The organism is Variovorax sp. GW821-FHT06D12 (assembly GCF_059419205.1).
On sequence record NZ_JBWKRI010000001.1, the window covers coordinates 855464 to 881247 of the forward strand.

General features: G+C 68.9%; 25 protein-coding genes and 1 tRNA gene. 17 read left to right on the plus strand and 9 right to left on the minus strand.

Going from position 1 to position 25784, the window contains the following annotated elements; genetic code table 11:
• Genes AC07SQ_RS03970 through gmd form a run of 17 tightly spaced genes read left to right on the plus strand, consistent with a single transcriptional unit; the run spans position 1 to position 19158 of the window.
• Positions 1–774 carry a 4'-phosphopantetheinyl transferase family protein gene (locus AC07SQ_RS03970; protein WP_062473277.1) on the plus strand — a complete coding sequence of 258 codons (774 nt, stop codon included), beginning with the start codon at positions 1–3 and terminating at the stop codon, positions 772–774.
• Complete coding sequence (locus tag AC07SQ_RS03975) at positions 771–1592, plus strand: serine aminopeptidase domain-containing protein (protein WP_070061036.1); 822 nt, start codon at positions 771–773, stop codon at positions 1590–1592. Before AC07SQ_RS03970 ends, AC07SQ_RS03975 begins: the two co-directional genes overlap by 4 nt.
• Positions 1585–2508 carry a hypothetical protein gene (locus AC07SQ_RS03980; protein ID WP_495270681.1) on the plus strand — a complete coding sequence of 308 codons (924 nt, stop codon included), beginning with the start codon at positions 1585–1587 and terminating at the stop codon, positions 2506–2508. Before AC07SQ_RS03975 ends, AC07SQ_RS03980 begins: the two co-directional genes overlap by 8 nt.
• Before the next feature lie 28 nt (positions 2509–2536).
• On the plus strand, positions 2537–3715 hold the full coding sequence (locus AC07SQ_RS03985; RefSeq protein WP_062473261.1) for a polysaccharide biosynthesis/export family protein: 1179 nt from the start codon (positions 2537–2539) through the stop codon (positions 3713–3715).
• Between the two features lie 43 nt (positions 3716–3758).
• Positions 3759–6038, plus strand: a complete 2280-nt coding sequence (locus AC07SQ_RS03990; RefSeq protein WP_495270680.1) for a polysaccharide biosynthesis tyrosine autokinase — start codon at positions 3759–3761, stop codon at positions 6036–6038.
• On the plus strand, positions 6035–6715 hold the full coding sequence (locus tag AC07SQ_RS03995; protein WP_159276456.1) for a sugar transferase: 681 nt from the start codon (positions 6035–6037) through the stop codon (positions 6713–6715). The genes AC07SQ_RS03990 and AC07SQ_RS03995 overlap by 4 nt, the downstream gene beginning before the upstream one ends.
• A gap of 37 nt (positions 6716–6752) precedes the next feature.
• Positions 6753–7730, plus strand: a complete 978-nt coding sequence (locus tag AC07SQ_RS04000) for a GDP-L-fucose synthase family protein (RefSeq protein ID WP_495270679.1) — start codon at positions 6753–6755, stop codon at positions 7728–7730.
• 19 nt (positions 7731–7749) lie between these two features.
• Positions 7750–9063, plus strand: a complete 1314-nt coding sequence (locus tag AC07SQ_RS04005; RefSeq protein WP_495270678.1) for a hypothetical protein — start codon at positions 7750–7752, stop codon at positions 9061–9063.
• A 24-nt stretch (positions 9064–9087) separates the two neighbouring features.
• Positions 9088–10179, plus strand: coding sequence for a glycosyltransferase (locus tag AC07SQ_RS04010; RefSeq protein ID WP_495270677.1), 1092 nt, complete (start codon positions 9088–9090; stop codon positions 10177–10179).
• On the plus strand, positions 10176–11129 hold the full coding sequence (locus tag AC07SQ_RS04015) for a hypothetical protein (protein ID WP_495270676.1): 954 nt from the start codon (positions 10176–10178) through the stop codon (positions 11127–11129). Before AC07SQ_RS04010 ends, AC07SQ_RS04015 begins: the two co-directional genes overlap by 4 nt.
• Before the next feature lie 25 nt (positions 11130–11154).
• Positions 11155–12111 (plus strand): hypothetical protein, encoded by a 957-nt coding sequence (locus AC07SQ_RS04020; protein ID WP_495270675.1) that lies wholly within the window; start codon positions 11155–11157, stop codon positions 12109–12111.
• Entirely contained in the window at positions 12108–13376 is a 1269-nt protein-coding gene (locus AC07SQ_RS04025) for a polysaccharide biosynthesis protein (protein ID WP_495270674.1), read from the plus strand. The genes AC07SQ_RS04020 and AC07SQ_RS04025 overlap by 4 nt, the downstream gene beginning before the upstream one ends.
• Entirely contained in the window at positions 13373–14644 is a 1272-nt protein-coding gene (locus AC07SQ_RS04030) for a glycosyltransferase WbuB (protein WP_495270673.1), read from the plus strand. Before AC07SQ_RS04025 ends, AC07SQ_RS04030 begins: the two co-directional genes overlap by 4 nt.
• A complete protein-coding gene (gene galE / locus AC07SQ_RS04035) occupies positions 14641–15750 on the plus strand; it encodes a UDP-glucose 4-epimerase GalE (protein ID WP_492727403.1) in 1110 nt (369 codons plus the stop codon). Before AC07SQ_RS04030 ends, galE begins: the two co-directional genes overlap by 4 nt.
• A 40-nt stretch (positions 15751–15790) precedes the next feature.
• Entirely contained in the window at positions 15791–16537 is a 747-nt protein-coding gene (locus AC07SQ_RS04040; RefSeq protein WP_495270838.1) for a LuxR C-terminal-related transcriptional regulator, read from the plus strand.
• Positions 16538–16597: 60 nt separating this feature from the next.
• Positions 16598–18085, plus strand: a complete 1488-nt coding sequence (locus AC07SQ_RS04045; RefSeq protein WP_495270672.1) for a mannose-1-phosphate guanylyltransferase/mannose-6-phosphate isomerase — start codon at positions 16598–16600, stop codon at positions 18083–18085.
• A gap of 35 nt (positions 18086–18120) precedes the next feature.
• Entirely contained in the window at positions 18121–19158 is a 1038-nt protein-coding gene (gene gmd, locus AC07SQ_RS04050) for a GDP-mannose 4,6-dehydratase (RefSeq protein WP_495270671.1), read from the plus strand.
• A gap of 120 nt (positions 19159–19278) precedes the next feature.
• Here gmd and AC07SQ_RS04055 read toward each other — a convergent pair.
• From AC07SQ_RS04055 to iscR, 9 genes are all read right to left on the minus strand, one after another.
• A tRNA-Val gene (locus AC07SQ_RS04055) sits at positions 19279–19353 on the minus strand.
• Between the two features lie 75 nt (positions 19354–19428).
• Entirely contained in the window at positions 19429–20136 is a 708-nt protein-coding gene (dnaQ, locus tag AC07SQ_RS04060) for a DNA polymerase III subunit epsilon (RefSeq protein WP_070061050.1), read from the minus strand.
• A complete protein-coding gene (gene fdx, locus AC07SQ_RS04065) occupies positions 20136–20474 on the minus strand; it encodes an ISC system 2Fe-2S type ferredoxin (protein WP_070061051.1) in 339 nt (112 codons plus the stop codon). Before fdx ends, dnaQ begins: the two co-directional genes overlap by 1 nt.
• A gap of 13 nt (positions 20475–20487) precedes the next feature.
• Complete coding sequence (gene hscA / locus AC07SQ_RS04070) at positions 20488–22350, minus strand: Fe-S protein assembly chaperone HscA (protein WP_495270670.1); 1863 nt, start codon at positions 22348–22350, stop codon at positions 20488–20490.
• Positions 22351–22356: 6 nt separating this feature from the next.
• Positions 22357–22875 (minus strand): Fe-S protein assembly co-chaperone HscB, encoded by a 519-nt coding sequence (gene hscB / locus AC07SQ_RS04075; RefSeq protein ID WP_095947180.1) that lies wholly within the window; start codon positions 22873–22875, stop codon positions 22357–22359.
• Between the two features lie 63 nt (positions 22876–22938).
• A complete protein-coding gene (gene iscA, locus AC07SQ_RS04080) occupies positions 22939–23262 on the minus strand; it encodes an iron-sulfur cluster assembly protein IscA (protein WP_007828190.1) in 324 nt (107 codons plus the stop codon).
• A 1-nt stretch (position 23263) separates the two neighbouring features.
• On the minus strand, positions 23264–23686 hold the full coding sequence (iscU, locus tag AC07SQ_RS04085) for a Fe-S cluster assembly scaffold IscU (RefSeq protein WP_062473231.1): 423 nt from the start codon (positions 23684–23686) through the stop codon (positions 23264–23266).
• 50 nt (positions 23687–23736) lie between these two features.
• On the minus strand, positions 23737–24957 hold the full coding sequence (locus tag AC07SQ_RS04090; protein WP_062473230.1) for an IscS subfamily cysteine desulfurase: 1221 nt from the start codon (positions 24955–24957) through the stop codon (positions 23737–23739).
• Between the two features lie 89 nt (positions 24958–25046).
• The gene (gene iscR / locus AC07SQ_RS04095) at positions 25047–25583 is read right to left on the minus strand and encodes a Fe-S cluster assembly transcriptional regulator IscR (RefSeq protein ID WP_056580055.1); all 537 of its coding nucleotides are present in this window, start codon (positions 25581–25583) and stop codon (positions 25047–25049) included.
• Positions 25584–25784: the final 201 nt, after the last annotated feature.

Genomic DNA, 25784 nt, shown 5'->3' on the forward strand with positions numbered 1-25784 from the left:
ATGACCGGCGCCGCCAACGCACTGTCCATCGACGCACCGGTCTGCCGGTACGTCGAGCTGGACAGCTTCACCGACACCCTGCCCGCCCAGGTGCTGTCGGAAGAAGAGCGCGCACGCGCCGAGAACCTGCGCTTTCCCGTCGACCGGCAGCGCTTCGTGGCGGCCCATGTCGCGCTGCGCCAGGCGCTGTGCGCGTACACGGGCCTGGCCCCCGACGCACTGACGCTGGCCATCGGCGCCTTCGGCAAGCCGTCGCTGGCGGGGCATCCGCGCACCCAGTTCTCGCTGAGCCACAGCCAGGGCCTGGCACTGATCGCCATCGGTGGGCGCGGCCCGCTGGGCGCCGACGTCGAGCTGCTGCGCCCGATGCCAGACGCGGCCGACCTGGCGGCGGCGCATTTCACGCGGCGCGAACAGGAGGCGCTGGCCGCCCTGCCCGCCGACGAACGCGACCGCGCCTTCCTGACCTGCTGGACCCGCAAGGAAGCCTGCCTGAAGGCCATCGGCGTGGGCCTGCTGGTGTCGCCGCAGAGTTTCGACGTGGGCCTGGCACCGGACAGCCGCAGCGTCGAGCTGCCGGTGGCCGGACGCATCCTGGTGCTGGCACTGGGGCCGGCGCCCGCGCGGGCGGACAGCGTGGGCTCGCTCGCCGAATGGCGCCATACCGAAGCCCGCGCGCGGCCCTCGCAGGCCGACCCCGAAGGCCGCCGCATGCGCCCCCTGAATCCGCGCAAGGGCATGAGCGAGGCGCGATGCGCAGGGGGTGTCGCATGACCCTCTTCACGCCCCTCATGTTCGGGCCGGCCTCGCGCCAGGTCTTCGGCGCGTTCCACGCCGCCGACGAGGACCGGGGCGAGCCCACCGCGGTGCTGCTATGCCCGCCTTTCGGGCAGGAGGGCCTGCGCACCCACCGCTTCTTCAAGGTGCTGGCCGAACGCCTCGCGCGCGCCGGCATCGCCACGCTGCGCTTCGACTTCTACGGCTCCGGCGACTCGCCGGGCGACGAGAGCGAGGGCGAGCTCGACGGCTGGCGCCGCGACCTGTGCGCGGCGCACGAGGAGCTGCGGCGGCACGCACCCCATGCCGCCATCGTGTGGATCGGCGCGCGGCTGGGCGCCACCCTGGCCGTGCTGGCCGCGCGCAACGGGCGCTGCGACCCGGCGCGGCTGGTGCTCTGGGAGCCGGTGATCGACGGGCCGGGCTACGCGCGCCTGCTGCGCGAGCGCCACGTCGAGGCGATCGACACGACCTTCTGCATTCCCGACCTGTCCTGGCGCCGCAACCTCGCGCGGGAACCGGACGCGCTGCCCGAGGAGGCGCTGGGCGTGCGTCTCTCGCCGGCGCTGCAGGCGCAGCTGCGCGCCCTCACGCCGCAGTCGCTGCCGCTCACGGCCCTGCACGACACCCTGGTGCTGGCCCCGCCCGACGACACGTCCACCGCGCAATGGGCGGCCGAGCAGCAGTCGCGCCACATGCCGGTGCGCCTGGCCTACCTGAGCCACCCGCTGGACTGGACGTCCGACCCCTTTCCCCACAGCGCGATGGTGCCGGCCGATGCGCTCAACCGCCTGCAGGGAGCCATCCATGAATGACCTGACGCAGACCCCGGTGTGCTTCGGCCCCGGCAACGCACTGATGGGCATGCTCACCGTGCCCGCGCAGCGCGCGGCGGCGCCGGTTGCCTGCCTGATGTTCAACATGGGCGCGAACCACCGCGTCGGGCCGCGCCGCATCAACGTGAAGCTGGCGCACCTCCTGGCCGCGCGCGGCGTGGGCAGCCTGCGTTTCGACCTGGGCGGCATCGGCGACAGCGAAGCGCTGGACACCGGGCCCGACCTGCAGACGCGCGCGGTGCACAGCCTGCAGGCCGCCATGGACCTCGTGCAACGCATGCAGGGCATCGGCCAGTTCGCGACCGTGGCCATGTGCTCGGGCGTGGAGCACGCCATGTCGGCGGCCGCGGTGGACACGCGCATGGTGGCGCTCTCGCTGTTCGATGGCTTTGCCTTCCCCCAGCGGCGCACGCGCTGGGAGCTCACGGTGCGCCGCGCGCTCGCGGCGCCGCTGCACCCGTCGTTCCCCGGCAAGGCGCGGCGCTGGGTGCTGCGCCATCTGCCGGGCAGCACGGTGGGCAAGCCGCTGCCGGGCTACTTCGTGGACCGGCGGCCGCCCAACGTCAACGCGATCTGGTTCGAAGCCACGATGAAGCGGCTGGTCGAACGCGAGGTGGCAGTGCAGCTGCTGTATTCGGGATCGCTGCATGTCTGCGACCGCGACCGCGACCAGCTCGGCGCCCTGCGCCGCGAACCGTTCATGCAGGGCCTGCAGTACGAGTTCATGCGGGACGTGGACCACACCGTCTGCACGGTGAAGGGCCAGCAGCTCTTCCTGCAGTCCGTCGGCGACTGGGTCGTCGAGCACTGTCTGGCCACCGGCAGCCCGCAGCGGCAGGACCGCCCGGCGACAGGCACCCCGCGCGCGATCCCGGCCACGCTCGCCGCGCCCTGAAACAACAACCGAAGCCAAGGAGATTGCCATGACATCCGCAACCCCAGCGAACCCGCGCGGCGAGCGCCTCCTCGCCACCGAGGGCGCCCGCGCCCTTCCCGGTGGCCGCTTCCGGTCGCGCGCCATGGCGCTGCTGCTGTCGCTCGGCTTGTGCGGCTGCGCACCCGGCTTCGGCACACCGGGCCCGCTGCAATCGGCCGACGGCACGGCCGGCGGCAGGATCGCGGCCATCACGCCGGAGCTGGTCCGCGCGCAGCTCGCCGGGAACACGGGCATCCCGCCCGACGTGAAGGCGCTGTTCGGCCGGCCCGCGCCCTACACCATCGGGCCGGGGGACGTGGTGGGCATCACCGTCTACAACAACCCCGAGCTGCAGCCCAACCTGGGCGCGGTGATCGCGCAGCAAAGCGACCCGACCGGTGTCACCGTGGCGCCGGGCTTCATCGTCGACGCCGCGGGCGAGATCAGCTTTCCCTACATCGGCCGCACCCGGCTGCAGGGCCTGACGGAAAGCGGTGCGTCCGAGCTGATCGCCAAGCGCATCGGCAGCATCATCAAGGCACCGCTGGTGAGCGTGCGCATCCAGTCGTTCCGCAGTCAGCGCGCCTATGTCGAGGGCGAGGTCCGCACGCCGGGGCTGCAGATCTTCACGGACATCCCGATGACGCTGTCCGAGGCGCTCAACCGCGCGGGCAGCATCACCGCCGGGGGCGACCGTTCGCATGTGACGCTCACGCGCGGCGACCGCACGGTGGTCATCGACCTGATGCAGCTCAAGCGCTTCGGCGCCGACGCCAACAACATTCCGCTGCGCAACGGCGACATCGTGTACGTCGGCAGCCGGGACGACAGCCGCATCTACGTGATGGGCGAGATCCTGCGGCCCTCGGCGCTGCTGATGCGCAACGGCCGCATGAGCCTGAACGAGGCCCTGGGCGATGCGGGCGGGCCCGACCTGCTCACGGCCGACCCCGGGCAGATCTACGTGATCCGCAACTCGCCGCAGACGCCCGACACGCCGCAGATCTTCAGCCTGAACGCGAAGAACCCGGCCGCGCTCGCGCTGGCCGACCGCTTCGAGCTGCGGCCGCGCGATGTGGTCTATGTCGACCGCGTGCCGCTGGTCTCGTGGAACCGGGTCGCCAACCTGATCCTTCCCGCCGCCCAGGTGATCAACCTCGCGCGCGACACCGCCCGCAGCAGGTAGGCCGCGCAGCCCCGGCCCGAACACGACAAAGAAGGTGAAGCCCATGAATGCGCGTTGGTACCCCCCGCTTCCCGCACCGTACAACCCGGAACCCGAGCGCCCGCACTCGAGGTTCAAGGAATACGTCGACCTGATGCTGGACAACCGATGGCTGATCGCCTCGGTCACCGCCGCGGTGTTGGTGCTGGGCGCGGGCTACGCGCTCTTCGGGCCGCGCGTGTACGAAGCGAACGTGCTGATCCAGCTCGAGGATGCCGAACGCTCGCCCGGCGGCGCGGGCGATGCCGCGGTCAACGGCGTGGGCGTGAAGACGCCGACCTCGGGCGAGGCCGAGATCCTGAAGTCGCGCATGGTGCTCGGCCAGGCGATCGAGAACACCAAGCTGTTCATCAAGACCCGCCCGCACTACATCCCGGTCGTGGGCGCCTTCATGGCGCGGCATTCGAAGACGCTGTCCAGGCCGGGCTTTCTCGGCATGCGCGGCTATGTGTCGGGCACCGAGCGGATCGCGGTCGCGCAGATGGACGTGCCCCCGGCCCTCGAGGGCAAGAAGTTCCTGCTGACCGCGGGCAAGGACGGCACCTACACCCTGACGCACCCCGACCTCGACACCCCGCTGCACGGCCGGGTCGGCGAGCCGCAGGACAGCTCGGTGCCGGGCGGCACGGTCCACCTGCTCGTGGCCTCGATCGACGCCCGGCCCGGCGGCGCCTTCGAGCTGACGCGGCATTCCACGCAGCTCACCATGCTCGAGCTGCAGCGCGAGCTGCGCGTGATCGAGAAGGGCAAGCAGTCCAGCGTGATCGACGTGAGCTGGCAGACCGACGATCGCGAGCACCTGGCGAACCTGCTCAACGAAGTGGCGCGCCTGTACATGCGCCAGAACATCGACCAGAAGACCGCGCAGGCCGAGCGCACGCTGAACTTCCTGGGCACCGAGCTGCCCAAGTTCAAGCAGCAGCTGGAACAGTCGGAAGAGGCCTACAACCAGTACCGCAACCAGAACGGAACCATCAGCCTGGACGACGAGGCGCGCAACGCGCTGTCGCAGAACGTCGACCTGCAGGCCAAGCTGCTCGACGCGCGCCAGAAGCGCCTGGACCTGGCGAGCCGCTTCACCAGCCAGCACCCGATGCTGATCACGCTCGACGCGCAGATCGCCTCGTTGCGCAAGGAGCTGGGCGGCGTGGACAACCGCATCCGCCGCATGCCGATGCTGCAGCAGAACTCGCTGCGCATGCAGCGCGACATCAAGGTCAACACCGAGCTCTATTCGTCGCTCCTGAACAGCTCGCTGCAGATGCGCCTGGCCCGCGAAGGCCGCATCGGCAACGTGCGCGTGCTCGACCAGGCGCTGTCGCCCGAGAAGCCGGTGCGGCCCAAGGCGGTGATCGTGATGGCGCTGGCGCTGGTCGTGGGGCTGTTCCTGGGCGCGGTCACATCGGTGCTTCGCAAGGTGCTCAAGAACACGGTCGCCACCCCCGACGAGATCGAGATGCGCACCGGCCTGAACGTCTACAGCACGATCGCACTCAGCACGCGGCAGGGCACGCTCGACCGCGCCATCCGCCAGGGCAAGCCCGGCGTGAAGCTGCTGGCGGCCTCGCACCCGGACGACCCGGCGCTCGAAGGCGTGCGCAGGCTGCGCACCGCGCTGGGCTTCCTGATGGCGGGCGCGCAGAACAACCGCATCCTGCTGACCAGCGCCACGCCGGGCGCGGGCAAGACCTTCCTGTCGGCGAACTTCTCGGCCGTGCTGGCGGCCTCCGGCAGGCGCGTGCTGCTGATCGACGCCGACATGCGCCGCGGCAAGCTGGCGAGCCAGTTCGGGCTCAAGGCGACCACCGGCCTGTCGGAGCTGATCGCCGGCACCGCCACGCTCGCGCAAGCGGTGCATGCGCAGGTGCTGCCGCACCTGGACGTGATCACCACCGGCAAGCTGCCGCTCGATCCGGCCACGATGATGGGTTCCAGTGCGTTCACGCGGTTGCTGGAGACCCTCTCGGCGCTGTACGACGCCGTGGTCATCGATGCCCCGCCGATCCTGCTGGCGACCGAGACCGTGGCGATGTCACCGGACGTGGGCACCCTGATGCTCGTGGCCCGCGCCGGCGACAGCGAACTGGGCGACCTGGTGGAGAGTGCCAAGCGGCTGGCGCACGTGGGCGCGGCGTTCCACGGCGTGGTGCTCAACGCGCAGGACGCGCGGCAACGCCACAACGCCTACGGCTACGACTACGGGCCCTACGGCCTGCCGCCGAACATCTATCCGCCCGCGCTGGGGCACACCCCCCGCGCCGAACCGGAGCGCGCGACATCATGAGCACGCACCTTTCACGCACGCCGCACCGCACCGCCGCGCGCCCCGTGCCGGTGGGCGGCTCGCGGCTCCTGCAGGCCGCCAAGCGCGCCATGGACATCCTCCTGGCGGGCGCCTTCTTCCTGTTCCTGGGCTGGGCCTACGCGCTGATCGCCCTCGGCGTGCTGCTGACCTCGGGCGGCCCGGCCATCTACGTGCAGCCGCGCTACGGCCGGGACGGGCGGATCTTCCGCTTCTACAAGTTCCGCACCATGGCGCCCGACGCCGATGCCCTGCTGGCCCGGCACCTGCGCGAGAACGACGCAGCGCGGCGCGAATGGGAGAAGTTCCAGAAGCTCGAGCACGACCCGCGGATCACCCGCTTCGGCGCCTTCCTGCGTCGCTACAGCATCGACGAGTTCCCGCAGTTCTGGAACGTGCTCAAGGGCGACATGAGCATGGTCGGCCCGCGCCCCTGCATGTTTGCGCAGAAGGAGCTCTACGGCCCGTACTGGGCGTACTACTGCGCGGTGCGCCCGGGCATCACGGGCCTGTGGCAGATCAGCGGACGCAACGAGGTGAGCTACCGCCGCCGCGCGGCCATGGACGCCGAGTACGTCGCCACGCTGTCCCTGCTGCGGGATGTCGTGATCCTGCTGAAGACCTTCCGCGTCGTGCTCGGGGCGCGCGGTTCGCGCTGAGACCCGAAGCCCCCTCTTCCTTCACTGAAAGAACGCCATGCGAATCTATGTTGCAGGTCATCGCGGAATGGTCGGCCAGGCGCTCACGAGGCGCCTGGGCGAACTCGGCCACGAGGTCGTGACGCGCAGCCACGCCGAGCTCGACCTGCTCGACCAGGCGGCGGTCGCGCGCTTCTTCGCGACCGAGCGCGTCGACCAGGTCTACGTGGCGGCGGCCAAGGTCGGCGGCATCCACGCCAACATGACCTACCCCGCGCAGTTCATCTACGAGAACCTGCTGATCGCGGCCAACCTCACGCACCAGGCCTTTCTCGCCGGCGTCAAGCGGCTGCTGTTCCTCGGCTCGAGCTGCATCTACCCGCGGCTGGCCGAGCAACCGATCCGCGAAGAGGCCCTGCTCACCGGCAAGCTCGAGCCCACCAACGAGCCCTACGCGATCGCCAAGATCGCGGGCATCAAGCTGTGCGAAAGCTACAACCGGCAGTACGGCGCCACGCACGGCGTCGACTTCCGCAGCGTGATGCCGAGCAACCTCTACGGGCCCGGCGACAACTACCACCTGGAGAACAGCCACGTGGTGCCCGCGCTGATCCAGCGCTTTCACCTGGCCAAGATCAGCCGCACGCCGAGCGTGCTGATCTGGGGCAGCGGCCGGGCACGGCGCGAATTCCTCTACGTGGACGACATGGTCGAAGGCTGCCTGGACGTGATGAACCTGTCGCGCGCCGCCTACGACCAGCACACCGATCCGATGCGCGGCCACATCAACCTCGGCACGGGCGAGGACGTCTCGATCGCCGAGCTGGTGGAGCACATCCGCGAGGTCGTGGGCTACGAAGGCAGCATCCACTACGACCTGGCCCAGCCCGACGGCGCACCGCGAAAGCTGCTGGACGTGTCGCGCGCGGCCAGCTTCGGGTGGCACGCCACCGTGCCGCTGGCCGAAGGGCTGCGCCGCACCTATGCGGACTACCAGACGGCGCGCCGGACCGCCGCAGAGGCCGAGCACGCCTGAAGCAGAAACGGACCTCGCCATGAGAACCCTCGTCTTCTGGTCCGGCATCGTCTGCGCCGCACTGTGCGGGCTGATCGATCCTGTCTGGGGCTACGGGGTGGTGTTCGTGCTGACGGTGGTGCAGCTGTCGATGCTGGGCACCGCCAGCGACAGCGTGTTCCTGCTGATCCACTACACGGCGGTTCTCATCTACTTCTCACTGGCGCCGGCGATGCAGATCGCGACCGACACCGACTTCTGGGAGGTCGGCATCGTCGGCCAGGCCGCGCACACGCAGGCGCTGATGCTCGTGCTGTTGTACATGGCCGGCGTGGAAGCCGCACGGCTGGGGCTGCCCGAGCCGCCCGCCGCGCCCCGGCCGGCGCAGCGCGCGCTCAGTGCCGGCGTCGCCCACCCCTTCCTGCTGCTGGCCTGCCTGGAGGTGGCGTTCGCCATGCTCTTCCTGCGCCCCGACATGAACTTCACGGCGCGCGGCGTGATTTCCGAAGAGGAGGCCGCGCCGGTCCAGTACATCGTCTATTCCACGCTGCCCAAGCTCATGGTGCTGCTGTGCTGCGTGGCGCTCGCGATCCACGCCACGCGCCAGCGCACGCTGTGGGCCTGGTGCGTCGCGGGCCTCGCCTTCGCACTGGCCGCCATCGCCGCGAACCCGGTCAACACGGCGCGCCAGGTCATCCTGATCGGGCTGCTTCCGCTGCTCATCCATGCCCTGGGGCGGCGCCACCGGTGGACGCTCGCCGCCGTGATCTTCGGCGCCATCGCGGGCCTGGGGCCGGTGCTGAACCTGATCTCGCGGGACGCCATGTGGGGCGCGGAGCTGGCGTCGTACCCCTTCAGCCAGGACTTCGACGCGATGTTCGTCGTCGCGGGCATCCTGGAGCGCGCGCCCTCGCCCGACCTCGGCTACGGGCGCTACCTGCTCTCGGCCTTCTCCTTCATCCTGCCGCGCGAACTGAAGATGTTCCCTGGCTACGACCCGCTCGGCTGGCCGGCCGTGCTGGGCAACTTCTCGCAGAGCAACCTGTCGCTGCCGCCCTTCACCACCGCCTACTTCGACTTCGGTCTGGCGGGCCCGGCCCTGCTGGGCTTCGCGGTCTCGGCGCTCTTTCGCCTCGTCGACAAGGCCATCGATCCGCAACGCACGCTGACGGCCGGCTACCTGTGCGCGCTGGTGCTGCTGGCGGCCTACGTGCCGTTCCTGCGCGGGCCGATCCTGGGCTGGGGACCGTTCGCCGTCTCGGGGCTGGTCGCGGCCGTCGTCGCCGGCAGCCTCGCGGCGTGGTTCCGCAGGCCGGCCCCCCGCCCGGCGCGCGCCAGCCTGCCGACCGCATGAGAACGCACGCACGCAGGAGCGACCATGGCCACCTACCTCTTCTACGACACGATCCGGCTCAACGCGTCGGCGGGCGGGGTGCTGAACGTGTCCGAGGTGTTGCTCGAGAGCATGCGCGACGCGCCGGGCCACGAGGTGCAGCCGGTCAGCGAGCGCCATCCGCACCTGTACGCGGCCGCACGGCGGCTGAAGATCAGCCGCTTCATCCTCGACACGCTGCTCTACAACGTCCACCTGGTGCGCGGGTGGCTGCGCGGGGAGCGCGTGTACTCGCTGTTCCCGAACTACTTCCTGCCGTTCTCGCTGCTGGCGCCCTTCGGCCGCCACCGGGATTCGATCGTGGTGGTGCACGACGTGCAGTACAAGTCGTACCCGCAGTACTTCAGCGCGCGCAAGCGCCTCTGGCTCGACTGGAACCTGCACCGCGTCGCACGCAGCGCCGCCGACGTGGTCTTCATCAGCCGCAGCAGCCAGGAAGATTTCGAGCGGCACTTCAGGCGCTGCGAGCACCCGGCGGTGATCTTCAATCCCGTGGATGCGGGCGCCGTCGCCGCTCACGCCGACAGCACGGCAGCGCCTGACGGGCGCTACCTGATCGCGGCCTACCACTACTACCCGCACAAGAACTTCGAAGGCATCCTGAAGCTCTTCGTGCGCATGAAGCGCCAGGGCCTGGTCGACTACCTCGACATCACCGGCAACGGCGCCAAGGAGGTCGAACGCATGATCTCGGCCATGGCGCCCGCGTTCCGCGGCTGCGTGCGACACCGCGGGCTGGTGTCGCGGGACGAACTCCTGCGGCTGTACCGAGGGGCGACGGCCTTCATCTCGCTGTCCACCTTCGAGGGCTTCAACCTGTCGGCCGCCGAGGCGGCCACGCTGGGCGTGCCGCTGCTGCTCTCGGACCTTCCGGTGCACCGGGAGCTCTTCGCGGGCTACGCGTTCTTCATCGGCAATGAATTCGTCGGCCTCGGCAGCATCGAGCGCTACCTGGCCGCGCACCAGCGCACGCGCCCCGCATGGTCGCTCTCGCGGGTCTGCACGCCGGGCGCGGTGGCCGCAAGTTACCTCAGGCTGAAGCGCGGCGACGCGTCGCTGGCGAGGGCCACGCCATGACGAACCGCGCACGCTCCCTGCTTCGCGCGCTCGCGGTGCTGGCGCTCGGGCTGACCGGCTGGGCACAGCCCGCCGCCGCCGCACTGCCGGAAACGCAGAGCGCCCCGGGCTTCGGCGTGATGGTGCATTACCTGCCCGACAAGCAGTCCATCGCCGGCATCGGGCGCTTCGACGTCGAGGCCTTCGCCGCCGAACTCGCCGGGATGCGCGCCAGCCATCTCATCCTCACGCTCGGGCAGAACAACGGCCAGTTCATCGCGCCGAACGCCGCCCTCGAAGCGCTGTGCCCACGCAGCGCCGCGCACCGCTCACCACGCGACCTGCCGATGGAGATCGGCCGCGCGCTGCGGCGCCACGGCATCGCGCTGATCCTCTACCTGCCGTTCCGCGCGCCGCAAGGGGACCCCTACCTGATGGAGTGCCTGGGCGATGTCTCCGAACAGCAGCCGCCGCCGCAGCGCTTCATCGCCGCCTGGTCGGCCGTGATCGACAGCTGGTCGCAGCACTACGGCCCACTCGCCACGGGCTGGTGGTTCGACGGTGTCTACAACACGACGGGCATGACGACGCGCGACTGGGACCGGTTCTGCGCGGCCGCGCGCAGCGGCGCACCCACCCGGTGGCTGGCCTTCAATGCCGGCGAGGGGGCGGCACGCTTCAGCCTCAAGAGCGCGCCGTGCCAGAACCTCATGGCGGGCGAGTACCTGCAGCCCACCGCACGCCTGGCCTCTCCGCCCTCCGAACTCCGGCTGCATGTGCTGACGCCGCTGGGCGCCTCCTGGGCCCAACCGAGCGCGCCGCGCTTCTCGGCCGCGCAGCTGCGCAGCTGGATCGGCGACGCGAGCGCCCGGGGCGGAATGCTCACGCTCGACATGCCGCTGGACGCCGACTTCCACTTTCTTCCCGCCCACGTCGCGCTGGTACGCAGCGCCACCGCGGCGCGGCCCTGACCCGTACCAACCCGCTTGCCCGACCATGGACCACGCCCTCCCCTTCATCGTTGTGGAAGACCGCCAGAACACGGCCCTGCGCCTGTGCTGCGAATCCGCGGCCATGGCGCAGGAGCAGCTGGTCGTCCTGTCGGACACCGACGCCGGGCCGGCATACGAACGCTTCTGCCAGGCCTACGTGCACCTGTCGAGCAACACGCCAGCGTTCGAGAAGATCTGCTTCCGGCGCTACTTCCTCCTGGCGAACCATCTCGCAGCGCACCCCGATTGCCGTGCCTTCGTGCTGATCGACAGCGACGTGCTGCTGTTCAACGGCGTCGGCGCCCACATTGCGCGCCTGGTGGGCAGCGCCGACTTCTCCGGCTCCAGCATCCTGCCCACCGACGGCTGGAACCCCTGCCAGATCTCGCCGCACGTGAGCTACTGGACGGCGGCTGGCCTGCAGGACTTCGTCGCCTGTCTCCTGCGCATGTACAGCACGCCCGCGGGCCTGCACCAGCTGCGCGAGATCGCCGAGCGCTTCGCGGCCCGCAGCGTGCGCGGCGGGGTGTCCGACATGACGCTGCTGTACCTGTGGGCGCAGGCCAGCGGCAACACCGTGCCGATCAACCGGGTGTTCGACGGCCAGGTGATCGACCACAACGTCAACGGTGGCACCAACCACTTCGTGCGCGAGTTCCGCGTGCGCGGCGGCGCCAAGCGCCTGGCCTTCGTCGACGGACAGCCCTGCCTGCAGACGCCGGCGGGCGACACGGTGCGCGTGCTCGCGCTGCACTTCCAGGGCGCCGCCAAGCTGGCGATGCAGCCCGCGCTGCATCGCCGCGTGTACACGGTCGCAGCGCTGACCTGGGCACTGCAGATGGCGCGCCGGGCCAAGAACAACGCGCACCGGATCGCCTCGCGCGCGCGCCGCATGGCCGACACCCTGGGCTTTGCAGACGCGCCAACGCCGAAGCACCCCGCGGACGGGAGCACGCCATGAAGCCAGCCGCCGGCACCTCGTTCGCCCTGCCCGGCATCCGCCTGGCACAGCGCCTGGGCCTGGGGGCGCTCGCGTCGCGGCTGTATGTGTACCTGTCGGGCTTCCTGGCGATCTTCCTGATCGCGGCGCAGGTGGCGCCCGCGCGCTTCGGCGAGTACTCCGTCTACCAGTCGGTGCTCGAAGTGGCGCTGGTCGTGGGCACGCTGGGCAGTTCGCTGCTGTTCTCGCGCAATGCCGCGAGCGTGCCGCCCCGGGTGACGCGCGGCGACCTGATGCGCACGCTGGCGATCGGGCTGCCGCTGGCCGCGCTGCTCGCGGCCGGCGTCGTGGGCGCGCAGCGCCTGCCGGTGGCCGGCGCGCCCTTCGTGCTGATCGTGCTGTCGCTCGCGGTCTTCGCCTTCAACAGCCTGCGCCTGTCGTACAGCCGGGGCCTGGGCCATGCGGGCCTGCTCAACCTGGAGTCGGGCGTGCGCGCGACCGTGCTGGTGCTGGGCGTGGCGACGCTCGCTGCGCTCGGCCTGGAGATCGGCGTGGCGCACCTGCTCGCCATCAATCTGCTGGCCTTGGTGCTCGTGGGCGCGGCCATCTTCCTGCCGGCGAACGGCGCAGCGCCGCCGGCCGGGCCGCCCGTGCTGGCGCTCGCGTCGCAGGCCAGCGCCACGGTGTATGCGCTGCTGACCTTCCTGCTGCGCAAGTCGGACCTGCTGCTGGTGGCGCTCTTCATGCCGCTGGGCTACGTGGGCGCGTTCAAGCTGGCCTTTCTTCTCGCGGAGGCGCCCTCGCAGTTCGTGCAGGCCTTTCTCGTCACGAAGACGCCGGCGATGCTGGACGCCAACGCGGCCAACCTGACGATCGAGAAGCTGCGGCTGGCGCGGCATTCGTTCCTGCTCGGCTGCGTGCTCTTCGTGGGGCTGGCCGGGCTGATGGCGGTGGCCGCGCCGCTGCTGAAGCTCGGGCCCGAGGCGCGCGACATCTTCGTGTGCATCGCGCCGTACTTCCTGCTGAGGACCTACACGGTCCACCACGAAACGATGCTCTCGCTCAACGCCACGATGGGCTCGCTCGGATGGTGGACGCTGCTGGAGTTCGCGCTGCGGCTGGCCTCGTACGGCGTCGTGATCTCGCTCTTTCCGGACAAGCCGCACTACGTCTTCTTCATCGCCTTCGTCACCGACTTCGTGCTGTACGAGCTGCGCATGCGCGCGCTGTTCGGCTTCTTTCCGATCGTGCGCCTGCTGCGCCCGGCCCTGGGGAGATCGCCGTGAAGATCCTGCTGTACTCGATGAACTTCGCGCCCGAGCTGGCCGGCATCGGCAAGTACTCGGGCGAGATGGCCGACTGGCTCCAGGCCCGGGGCCACGACGTGCGCGTGATCGCGGCACCGCCCTTCTTCCCGCATTGGGCGGTGTTCGAAGGGCATTCGGCCTGGGCCTATCGCAAGACCACCGGGCGCAACGGCCTCACGGTCTGGCGCGCGCCCACCTGGGTGCCTTCGCAGCCGCGTGCGCTGGCGCGCGTGGCCCACCTGTGCTCGTTCATGCTGTCGAGCATGCCGCTGCTGCTGGCGCAGGCGCGCTGGAAGCCCGACCTCGTGTTCGTCGTGGAGCCGCCGCTTTTCTGCGCGCCCGCGGTGCTCTGCTTCTCGAAGCTGTTCGGCATCAGGTCGTGGCTGCACATCCAGGACTTCGAAGTCGATGCGGCGTTCGGCCTGGGCCTCGTGCGCGGCGCGGGCGTGCGGCGCGTCGCGCTGTCGCTCGAGCGATGGCTGCTGACGAGGTTCGACCGCGTGTCGACCATTTCGGCGGCCATGGTCGACAAAGCCAGGAGCAAGGGCATCGGTGAAGGTCGCTTGGTGCTCTTCCCGAACTGGGTAGACGTCTCGGCGATTCGCCCCGCCCCCCATGCGGACGGCGGCTACCGGGCCGAGCTGGGCATTGCGCCCGATGCCGTGGTCGTGCTCTATGCGGGGAGCCTGGGCGCCAAGCAGGGCATCGAACTGCTGGCCGAGGCGGCGGGCCTGCTGGCCGACCAGCGGAACATTCACTTCGTCATCTGCGGCAACGGCCCGAGCCGCGCCTCGCTGAAGTCGGCCTGCGCCGGCCTGGACCGCGTGCACTTTCTCGACCTGCAGCCCGCCGAGCGGCTCAACGAATTGCTGGGCATGGCCGACATCCACGTGCTGCCGCAGCGTGCCGATGCCGCCGACCTCGTGATGCCCTCGAAGCTGGCCGGCATGTTCGCGAGCGGCAAGGCCGTGATCGCCACGGCGCACCCCGGCACCGAACTCGCACGCGTGGTCGCAGACCGTGGCTTCGTGGTGCCCCCGGGCGATGCGGCCGTGCTGGCCGACGCGATCGCGCAGCTCGCGTGCTCGCCGGGCCTGCGCCAGGCGCTCGGTGCGGCGGGCCGCACGTTCGCGCTGGCGGAGCTCGACCAGGACGCCATCCTGTCGCGCTTCGAGCAGGCGCTGCTTCGCTGCGTGGCAGACCAAGGCACGGCCACGCCAACCCCACTGCGCGAGTCCCAACCATGACCCACTCAAAGATTCTGGTGACGGGTGGTGCCGGCTTCGTCGGAAGCCACGCCTGCGTGGCGTTGATCGCGGCCGGCTACCTGCCGGTGGTGCTGGACACGCTGGTCAACAGCGACCCGCGTTCGCTGGAGCGCGTGGCACGCATCTGCGGCGTGCAGCCGCAGCTGGTGCGCGGCGACGTGCGCGACGCGGCGGTGCTCGACCGCGTGTTCGCCGAGCATGGGGTCGACGCGGTGCTGCATCTGGCGGGGCTGAAGGCGGTCAGCCGCTCGGTGAGCGACCCGCTCGGCTACTACGACGTCAACGTGGCGGGCAGCCTCGCGCTGGCGCGTGCCATGGAGCGCGCCGGCGTGCGCACGCTGATCTTCTCGTCCTCGGCCACGGTCTACGGCGACATCCCGCGCTCGCCGATACGGGAAAGCGCGTCGTACGCGGCCGTCAACCCCTACGGGCGCTCCAAGGTGATGGTGGAGCGCATGCTCGCGGACCTCGCCCGCTCCGATCCGCGCTGGGGCATCGCGTGCCTGCGTTTCTTCAACCCCATCGGCGCGCACGAGAGCGGCCTGCTGGGCGAACACCCGCAGGGACCGCCCGACAACCTGGTGCCGTATGTCTCGCAGGTCGCGGTGGGCGAGCGCGGGCACGTCGTCGTGCACGGCAACGACTACGAGACGCACGACGGCACCGGTGTGCGCGACTACGTGCACGTGATGGACGTGGCCGAAGGCCATGTGGCGGCCCTGCGGTACGCGACGCTCCATCGGGGCCTGCTCACGGTGAACCTGGGCACGGGGCACGGCGCGTCGGTGCTCGACGTGATCGCGGCCTTCGAACGCGCGTGCGGGCACCGCATCGCGGTGCACATCGGTCCGCGCCGTCCCGGCGATGCCCCGGCCTACTGGGCGGACGTGCAGCACGCCCAGGACCGGCTCGGCTGGCGCGCGCAGCGCAGCCTGGACCAGATGTGCGCCGACAGCTGGCGCTGGCAGCTGGCGAACCCGCGCGGCTTCGACGAACCGATGCCGGGCTTCCCGGTCCGCGCCGCCGACGGCGCCGCACCGACCGCCGTTCCTCACTCACTTCAACCGGGGCAAGAACATGGCTGAAAACACGCTCACACCCTCTGGCGACCCCACCCCCGCCGTGATGGCGCCGCGCCGCCCGGGCCCGTCCGCCCCCGTGTGCGCGCCCGCCGCGAGGCTGTGGCCGGACTTCATGACAGGCCAGGAAAAATCGCCGGTGCGCGTGCTGCTCATCGACGACGACGAGTACATGCGCCGGGTGATCGCGCAGGAGTTGCTGTCGGACCTGCGCATCCAGCTCGAAGGCCAGGCCGACAGCATCCGCGAGGGGCGCAAGCTCTTGGCCACGCATGCGTTCGACGTGCTGATGGTCGACCTGCGCCTCAGCGACGGCATGGGCTTCGAGCTGATCGCCGAGGCGCGCCGTCACCATGGCAACGGCGAGATCATCGTGATCTCCGCGCTCGAGGACGATGCCCACGTGCTGCGCGCCTTCGAGCTGGGCGCCACGGGCTATCTGCTGAAGAACGCCTGGCTGCAGAGCTTTGCCGATGCCGTGCTGCACGTGGTGAACGGCGGCGCCGTCATCACGCCGCGGCTCGCGCGGCGCCTGCTGCACCGCCTGAACCACCAGCCCCGCGAGCCGCAGCCCACCGACGACACGTCGCCGCCGCGCGACACGACGCTGACACCGCGCGAGAGCCAGGTCCTTCGCCACGTGGCGTCGGGCTACGTCTCGGCGGAGATCGGCGCCAAGCTCGGCATCACGGGCCAGACGGTCAACGTGCACATCAAGAGCATCTACAAGAAGCTGCATGTGCATTCGCGCGCCCAGGCGGTGAACCTCGCTGTTCACACGGGCCTGATCTGAGCGGCACGCCCTCGAAGCGATCCGGTTCATCACCCACTGCACACACAAAGGCTGGTCACCATGAACACCCCCACCATTCATCCCGTGGTCCTGTGCGGCGGCAGCGGCACGCGGTTGTGGCCGCTGTCGCGCAAGGCCTTTCCCAAGCAGTTCGCACCGATCGTGGGCAACAAGAGCCTGCTGCACCTCACGCTCGAACGGCTCGCCACGCTGAACCGGACGATCACCTGCGTCGCGTCGGAGGAGCATCGCTTCCTGGTGCGCGAGGCGATCGAGAACGCGCACGCGCAGGGCCGCCAGATCCTCGAGCCCGTGCCCCGCAACACGGCCGCCGCGATGGCCGCGGCAGCGCTGCTGGCCGAGCCCGACGACCTGCTGCTCTTTGCGCCCGCGGATCACCACATTCCCGACGTGGCGCTGTTCGAAGCCACGATGCGCAGCGGCGTCGACGCAGCCCTGGCGGGCAAGATCGTCACCTTCGGCATCGCGCCCAGCTTTCCGAGCACGGCCTACGGGTACATCGAGGCGGCCGGGGCCACAGGCCATGGCCCCAGCCACGCGGTGGCGCGCTTCGTCGAGAAGCCGACGGCGGCGGTGGCCGCCGCGCTGATCCTGCAAGGCAACTACTGCTGGAACGCGGGCATCTTCCTGGTCCAGGCGCGCACGCTGGTCGCGGCACTGCGCACGCATGCGCCCGACATCCTCGCCACCTGCGAACGCGCGACCGCCGCGGTGTCGGTCGACGGCAGCTTCGTGCGGCTGGACCGCGAGGCCTTCGAAGGCTGCCGCAGCGACAGCATCGATTACGCGGTGCTCGAAAAGCACGCCGACGTCGCGGTGGTGCGCTTCGAGGGCGCCTGGAGCGACGTGGGCAGCTGGAACGCGGTGGCCCAGCTGCACCCGGCCGACGAGGCGGGCAACCGCGTGAGCGGCGCGGGCAGCGTGCTGAACTCGCGCAACACCTTCGTGCATGCGCCGCACCGGCCCGTGGTAGCGCTCGGCACCGAGGACCTGATCATCGTGGACACGCCGGACGCGGTGCTGGTCGCGGGCGCGGACTGCGCCGAACAGGTGGCCGAGGTGGTGCGCATGCTGGCGCGCGAGGGGACGGTCGAAGCCACCGAGCATCGCCGCGTGGTGCGGCCCTGGGGCGCCTACGACAGCATCGACACCGGCGAGCGCTTCCAGGTGAAGCACCTGACCGTCAAGCCCGGCGGCAAGCTGTCGCTGCAGATGCACCACCACCGCGCCGAGCACTGGATCGTCGTCAAGGGCACGGCCAAGGCCACGCGTGGCGGCGAAGTGCTGCTGGTACGGGAGAACGAGTCGATCTACCTGCCCTCGGGCACCATCCACCGGCTGGAGAACCCCGGTAAGACGATGCTGGAAGTGATCGAGGTGCAGACCGGCAGCTACCTCGGCGAAGACGACATCGTGCGCTTCGACGACACCTACGGCCGCTGCCCCGCGGCCGAGAAGCGCGAGGCACTCGCGTTGCAAGCGGCCCTGCAGCCCGCGGCTGAACGCGGCGTCGATGCGCCGGCCTGACCCGCCCCTTCCCTTCCTCTCACCTCATTGAAGCCATGAAAAAACGTGCTGTCGTCACTGGCATTACCGGACAGGACGGGGCGTACCTGGCCGAGCTGCTGCTGGGCAAGGGCTACACCGTCTACGGAACCTTCCGCCGAACCAGTTCGGTGAACTTCTGGCGCATCGAGTCGCTCGGCATCCAGGGCCATCCGGAGCTTCATCTGGTGGAGTACGACCTGACGGACCTGGGCAGTTCGATCACGCTCATTCGCGATGCGCAGCCCGACGAGGTCTACAACCTGGCGGCGCAGAGCTACGTGGGCGCGAGTTTCAACCAGCCCGAAGCCACCACGAACATCAACGGACTGGGCACCCTCCACCTGCTCGACGCGATCCGCCTGACGGACCGCGGCATCAGGTACTACCAGGCCTCGACGTCGGAGATGTTCGGCAACGTCCAGGCCATTCCGCAGAAGGAAGACACGCCCTTCTATCCCCGCAGCCCGTACGGCGTCTCCAAGCTCTTCGCCCACTGGATGACGATGAACTACCGCGAGAGCTACGGGCTCTTCGCTTGCTGCGGCATCCTCTTCAACCACGAGAGCCCGTTGCGCGGCCGCGAATTCGTGACGCGCAAGGTCACCGACGCGGCGGCCAAAATCAGGCTCGGCAAGCTCGATGTGCTCACGCTGGGCAACATGGACGCCAAGCGCGACTGGGGCTATGCGAAGGAATACGTCGATGGCATGTGGCGCATGCTGCAGGCCGACAAACCGGACAACTACGTGCTCGCCACCAACCGCACGGAAACCGTGCGGGATTTCGTCGACATGGCGTTCAGGGCCGCGGGCTACGAGCTCCGGTTCGAAGGGTCGGCGCAGGAAGAGGTCGCCATCGACCGCGAGACCGGCAAGGTCCTCGTGAGGATCGATCCGAAGTTCTATCGCCCGGCGGAGGTGGAACTGCTCATCGGCGATGCGTCGCATGCCAGGAAGACGCTGGGCTGGGAGCCCCGGACGACGCTGGAGGAGCTGTGCGCGATGATGGTGGAGGCCGACCTGCGGCGCAACCGCGAAGGCCGCTCCTTCTGAGCGCGGCAGACCCGTCCTGAATGGCATCGGGATTTGCGCGGGACCAACAAAAACGGCACCCGAAGGTGCCGCCTGAAACGAAAACGGCACCTGATGGTGCCGTCTGTCGTAGGTCTGAAATGGTGGGCGGTGGAGGCTTCGAACCTCCGACCCCAGCAGTGTGAATGCTGTGCTCTACCCCTGAGCTAACCGCCCTGAGACACTGCTTTTGAGTTCAGTGTCTTGAACACGTATCGCGTTGTGCGAAGCCTCAGATTATGCCATAGCTTTTCAGCCGTTTTGGCGAAATAAAGTTTTTCCGCCGCTGGATTTGTCGAGTTGCGACAACACGGCCTCGTGCGCGCTGAGTTCATGCTCGGCCGCCGCGATCACCGGCAGCTCGAACTGGCTCAGGTCGATGGCCACGACCGTCGTGCCCTGCGCGGGTTCGTTCGAGGCCACGTCGATCAGCAGTGCATCCTGCCCGCGCGTGAGGTTGATGTAGACGTCGGCCAGCAGCTGCGCGTCGAGCTTGGCGCCGTGGAAGGTGCGGTTCGAGCGGTCGACACCGAAGCGGTCGCACAGCGCGTCGAGCGAATTGCGCTTGCCCGGATAGACCAGCTTGGCCATGGCCAGCGTGTCGGTCACTTCGCTCACGAAGGTCTTGAGCGGCGGCAGGCCGGCGCGCTCGAATTCCTTGTTGAGGAAGCCGACGTCGAAGGCCGCGTTGTGGATGATGAGCTCGGCGTCGCGCAGGTACTCGATGATGTCCTTGCCCAGCGTGGCGAACTTCGGCTTGTCGCGCAGGAAGTCGGTGGTCAGGCCGTGGACCTTGAGCGCGTCCTCGTGGCTCTCGCGCTCCGGGTTGAAGTAGATGTGCAGGTCGTTGCCCGTGAGCTTGCGCGCGAACAGCTCCACGCAGCCCAGCTCGATGATGCGGTCGCCGTTCTCCGCAGAGAGCCCGGTGGTTTCGGTATCGAGAACGATCTGGCGCGACATCAGTGGTTTTCCTTGGCGTGGTTGATCGAGTACTTCGGAATCTCGATCGTCACATTCTCCTGCGCCAGGATCGACTGGCAACTCAGGCGCGATTGCGGCTCCAGGCCCCAGGCGCGGTCGAGCAAATCTTCTTCGCCCTCTTCCGCTTCGTTCAGCGAGTCGAAGCCCGCGCGCACGATCACGTGGCAGGTGGTGCAGGCGCAGCTCATCTCGCAGGCATGCTCGATGTTGATGTCGTGGTCGAGCAGGGCCTCGCAGATCGAGGTGCCGGCCGGCGCGGTGATCTCGGCGCCTTGCGGGCAGTACTCGGGATGCGGGTAGATCTTGATCGTGGGCATGAAATGGTTCTGTCTACAGGGATTCGACCTTGCGGCCCGCGAGCGCGCGTGCAATGCCCGCGTTCATGCGCTGGGCGGCGAAGGCTTCGGTGTCGTTGGCCAACGCCTTCGTGGCGGCTTCGATCGCGGCGGCTTCGTTGCTGCTCTTGGCGGTTTCGCGCAGCCGCGCCATCGAGGCGTCGATGGCGGCGCGTTCTTCGGCGCTCAGCAGGTCACCGTCGGCATCGAGCGCGCTCTGCGTGGCCAGCAGCATGCGGTCAGCATCGACGCGCGATTCCACCAGCGCACGGGCCTGCATGTCCTGCTGGGCGGTGGAGAAGCTTTCCTGCAGCATGGTCGCGATCTGGTCGTCCGACAGGCCGTACGAGGGCTTGACCGCCACGCTGGCCTCGACGCCGCTGCCCTGCTCCTTGGCGCTCACGCTCAGCAGGCCGTCGGCGTCGACGGTGAAGGTCACGCGGATGCGCGCCGCGCCGGCCGCCATCGGCGGGATGCCGCGCAGCGTGAAGCGCGCGAGGCTGCGGCAGTCGGACACGAGGTCGCGCTCGCCCTGCACCACGTGCAGCGCCAGCGCCGTCTGGCCGTCCTGGTAGGTCGTGAAGTCCTGCGCCATCGCGGTGGGGATGGTCTGGTTGCGCGGCACGATGCGCTCGACCAGGCCGCCCATGGTCTCGATGCCGAGGGACAGCGGGATCACGTCGAGCAGCAGCAGTTCGCCCGCGCCGTTGTTGCCGGCCAGCTGGTTGGCCTGGATCGCGGCGCCGAGCGCCACGACCTCGTCGGGGTTCAGGTTGATCAGCGGCTCGCGGCCGAAATAGGCGGCCACCGCGCTGCGGATCTGCGGCATGCGCGTGGAGCCGCCGACGAGCACGATGCCCTGCAATTCCTCGGGCTTGAGCTTCGCGTCGCGCAGCGCCTTGCGCACGGCCGCGAGGGTGCAGTCGGTGAGCGCCTGCGTGGCGGCAAAGAACTGCGCGCGCGTCAGCGTGAACTCGGCATGGCCGCCCGCCAGCGCGGCGCTGAAGAGGGTCGAGTCGGCATCGGTCAATGCTTCCTTGGCGGCGCGTGCGGCCACGAGCAGCGCGGCGCGGTCGTTGTCGCTGCCGGCCTCGCGGCCGGTCTGCGCGAGCACGAAGTCGGCAATGGCGTGGTCGTAGTCGTCGCCGCCCAGGGCCGAATCACCACCCGTGGCGATCACTTCGAACACGCCCTGCGTGAGCCGCAGGATCGAGATGTCGAAGGTGCCGCCGCCCAGGTCGTAGACCGCGTAGACGCCTTCGCTGGCATTGTCCAGGCCGTAGGCAATGGCGGCCGCCGTCGGCTCGCTGATGAGGCGCAGCACGTTCAGGCCCGCGAGCTGCGCCGCGTCCTTGGTTGCCTGGCGCTGGCCTTCGTCGAAGTAGGCCGGCACGGTGATGACGGCGCCGTAGAGCTCGTCGTCGAAGGTGTCTTCGGCGCGGTAGCGCAGCGTGGCCAGGATCTCGGCGCTGATCTCGACGGGCGACTTCTCGCCGGCCGAGGTCTGCACCTTGACCATGCCGCCGTCGTCACCGCCGATGCGGTACGACATGGCATCGCGGTTCGCGATGTCGGCCAGGCCGCGGCCCATGAGCCGCTTGACCGAGGTGATGGTGTTGGCGGGGTCCTGCGCGCGCGCGGCCACGGCGTCGAAGCCGATCTGGCGGCGGTCGCCGTCGAGGTAGCGCACGGCCGAGGGCAGCAGCACGCGGCCCTGATCGTCGGGCAGGCATTCGGCCACGCCGTTGCGCACCGAGGCCACCAGCGAATGCGTGGTGCCCAGGTCGATGCCCACGGCGATGCGGCGCTGGTGCGGGTCAGGCGCCTGGCCGGGTTCGGAAATCTGAAGAAGAGCCATAAGGGCTTATTGTCCCAACTGATCGAGTTTTGTTTCGACGTCCTGGCTGAAGCGCTCAATGAACATGAGGGCTCTCACCTGCTGCACGGCGCCGGGGTAGTCGCCTTTCTCGTCGATCAGCCAGTCGAGCGACGAGAGTGCGCGGGCGCGCGTGGTTTCGACATCCTCCTGCAGCACCTCGACGGCGGCGATGTCGCGGGCGTCGTCGAGCGCTTCGCGCCATTCCATCTGCTGCATGAGAAAGGCGCCGGGCATCGCCGTGTTGTTCTCCGCATTCAGCGGCGCGCCGTTGAGTTCGCAGATGTAGCTCGCGCGACGGATCGGGTCCTTGAGCCGCTGATAGGCCTCGTTGATGCGCACCGACCACTGCATGGCCACGCGCTGCGCCGCGGCGCCCTGCGCGGCGAAGCGGTCCGGGTGCGCCTCGCGCTGCAGTTCCTTCCAGCGCGCGTCGAGCACGGCGCGGTCCTGCGCGAAGGTCGCCGGGACGGCGAACAGTTGGAAGTCGGTGTCGTTCAGATTCATGGCAAGAAAAAACCGCCAGCACATGACATGGTGGCGGCTGTGGTCGCGGTCAGCGACGACGCATCAGATGCGAAAACTTTCGCCGCAGCCGCAGCGGTCGCGTTCGTTCGGGTTGATGAACTTGAAGCCCTCGTTCAGGCCTTCGCGCACGAAGTCGAGCTGCGTGCCGTCGATGTAGGCCAGGCTCTTCGGGTCGACCAGCACCTTCACGCCGTGGTCTTCGAACACCACGTCTTCAGGCGTGAACTCGTCGACGTACTCGAGCTTGTAGGCCAGGCCTGAGCAGCCGGTGGTCTTCACGCCCAGCCGCACGCCCACGCCCTTGCCCCGTTTGCCGAGGTAGCGGGTAACGTGGCGCGCAGCGGCTTCGGTCAGCGTGACGGCCATCTCAGTGAACAGCAGCTTCGGCGGTCGACTCGGGGGTCTTGGCGCCGTGCTTGGCCTTGTAGTCGCTCACGGCCGCCTTGATGGCGTCTTCCGCGAGGATCGAGCAGTGGATCTTGACCGGCGGCAGTGCCAGTTCTTCGGCAATTTGCGCGTTCTTGAGGGCCGCCGCTTCGTCGAGCGTCTTGCCCTTGACCCATTCGGTCACGAGCGACGACGAGGCGATGGCCGAGCCGCAGCCGTAGGTCTTGAAGCGCGCGTCTTCGATCACGCCGGTTTCGGGGTTGACCTTGATCTGCAGCTTCATCACGTCGCCGCAAGCCGGTGCGCCGACCATGCCGGTGCCCACCGAGTCGTCGCCCTTTTCGAAGGAGCCGACGTTGCGGGGATTTTCGTAGTGGTCGATGACCTTGGAAGAATATGCCATGGTGTACCTCTCAAACTTTGTTCAATCGTGGAGCCTTGGGCTGGCCTGGGTCAGTGGGCCGACCACTGGATCGTGCTGATGTCGACGCCGTCCTGGAACATCTCCCACAGGGGGCTCAGCTCGCGCAGCTTGGCGACGTTGTGCTTGATGGTCGAGATGGCGTAGTCGATTTCTTCTTCGGTCGTGAAACGGCCGATGGTCATGCGCAGGCTGCTGTGGGCCAGCTCGTCGCTGCGGCCCAGGGCGCGCAGCACATAGCTGGGCTCCAGGCTGGCCGAGGTGCAGGCCGAACCCGACGACACCGCCAGGCCCTTGATGCCCATGATCAGCGACTCGCCTTCGACGTAGTTGAAGCTCATGTTCAGGTTGTGCGGCACGCGGCGCTCGAGGTCGCCGTTGATGAAGACCTGTTCGACATCCTTCAGGCCGTCGAGCAGGCGCTTCTGCAGACGCGCCGCATGGGCGATGTCGTCCTTCATCTCGAGCTTGGCGATGCGGTAGGCCTCGCCCATGCCGACGATCTGGTGCGTGGGCAGCGTGCCCGAGCGCATGCCGCGCTCATGGCCACCACCGTGCATCTGCGCTTCGAGGCGGATGCGCGGCTTGCGGCGCACGTACAGCGCGCCGATGCCCTTGGGGCCGTAGGTCTTGTGCGAGGCCAGGCTCATCAGGTCGATGGGCAGCTTCGTGATGTCGATGTCGATCTTGCCGGTGGCCTGGGCCGAGTCGACGTGGAAGATCACGCCCTTTTCGCGGCAGGCATTGCCCAGCGCGACCACGTCCTGGATCACGCCGATTTCGTTGTTCACGAACAGCACGCTGGCCAGGATGGTGTCGGGGCGGATGGCCGCCTTGAACTTCTCGAGATCGACGAGGCCGTTTTCCTCGACGTCGAGGTAGGTCACTTCGAAGCCCTGGCGCTCGAGTTCGCGCATGGTGTCGAGCACGGCCTTGTGCTCGGTCTTCAGGGTGATCAGGTGCTTGCCCTTGCCCTTGTAGAAGTGGGCCGCGCCCTTGAGCGCCAGGTTGATCGACTCGGTGGCGCCCGACGACCAGACGATCTCACGCGGGTCGGCGTTGATCAGGTCGGCCACCTGGCCGCGCGCCTTTTCGACCGCTTCTTCGGCTTCCCAGCCCCAGGCGTGGCTGCGCGATGCCGGGTTGCCGAAATGTTCGCGCAACCAGGGAATCATGGCGTCGACCACACGCGGGTCGACCGGCGTGGTGGCGCCGTAATCGAGATAGATCGGGAAATGAGGAGTGACGTCCATGGCTGGCTCGGGCTGGCGTGGGGGGTTGTGTTCTGGGATCAGGGCAAACTCAGGGCGATGCCCGCAGGCATCGCCGGACTCATCGGGGGTCAGGACTTCGCGAAGACGTTGCCGAGGGCGAAGACCGAATTCGGTGCGTTCACGCGGATGGGCTTGACCACCGGCTGGGCCGAGATGGCGCGCTTGACGACCGGCTTGTTCTCGATCTGCACGCCCTTGGCGATCTGGTCGTCGACCAGCTTCTGCAGCGTGACGGAGTCGAGGAACTCGACCATGCGCTGGTTCAGCGAGGCCCAGAGTTCGTGGGTCATGCAGCGACCCTGCTCACCGAGGCAGTTTTCCTTGCCGCCGCACTGGGTGGCATCGATCGGCTCGTCGACGGACACGATGATGTCGGCGACCGTGATGTCCGCCGCCTTGCGTCCGAGGCTGTAGCCGCCGCCTGGGCCGCGGGTCGACTCGACCAGCTCGTGGCGGCGCAGTTTGCCGAACAGCTGTTCGAGGTACGACAACGAAATCTGCTGCCGCTGGCTGATCGCAGCCAGCGTGACCGGACCGGTGTTCTGACGCAACGCCAGATCGATCATTGCTGTGACCGCAAAACGGCCTTTGGTAGTGAGACGCATCGCAAGCTCCTTCAAGTGCTTACCGTTGAAATGACACCACAGCCTTGGGCCGCGGTGACTTCGTCTCCGCCCTGCCCGACCCCGACGCTGGTGAACCAGCCGGTAGGAGTCGGTCCTTCATCGCGAAGTTCTTTGTTGTTGAGTATTTCGGTCAAGTATAGCAGAAGCCCCTGAGATCTGCTCGGGTAAACCCCAGCGCGG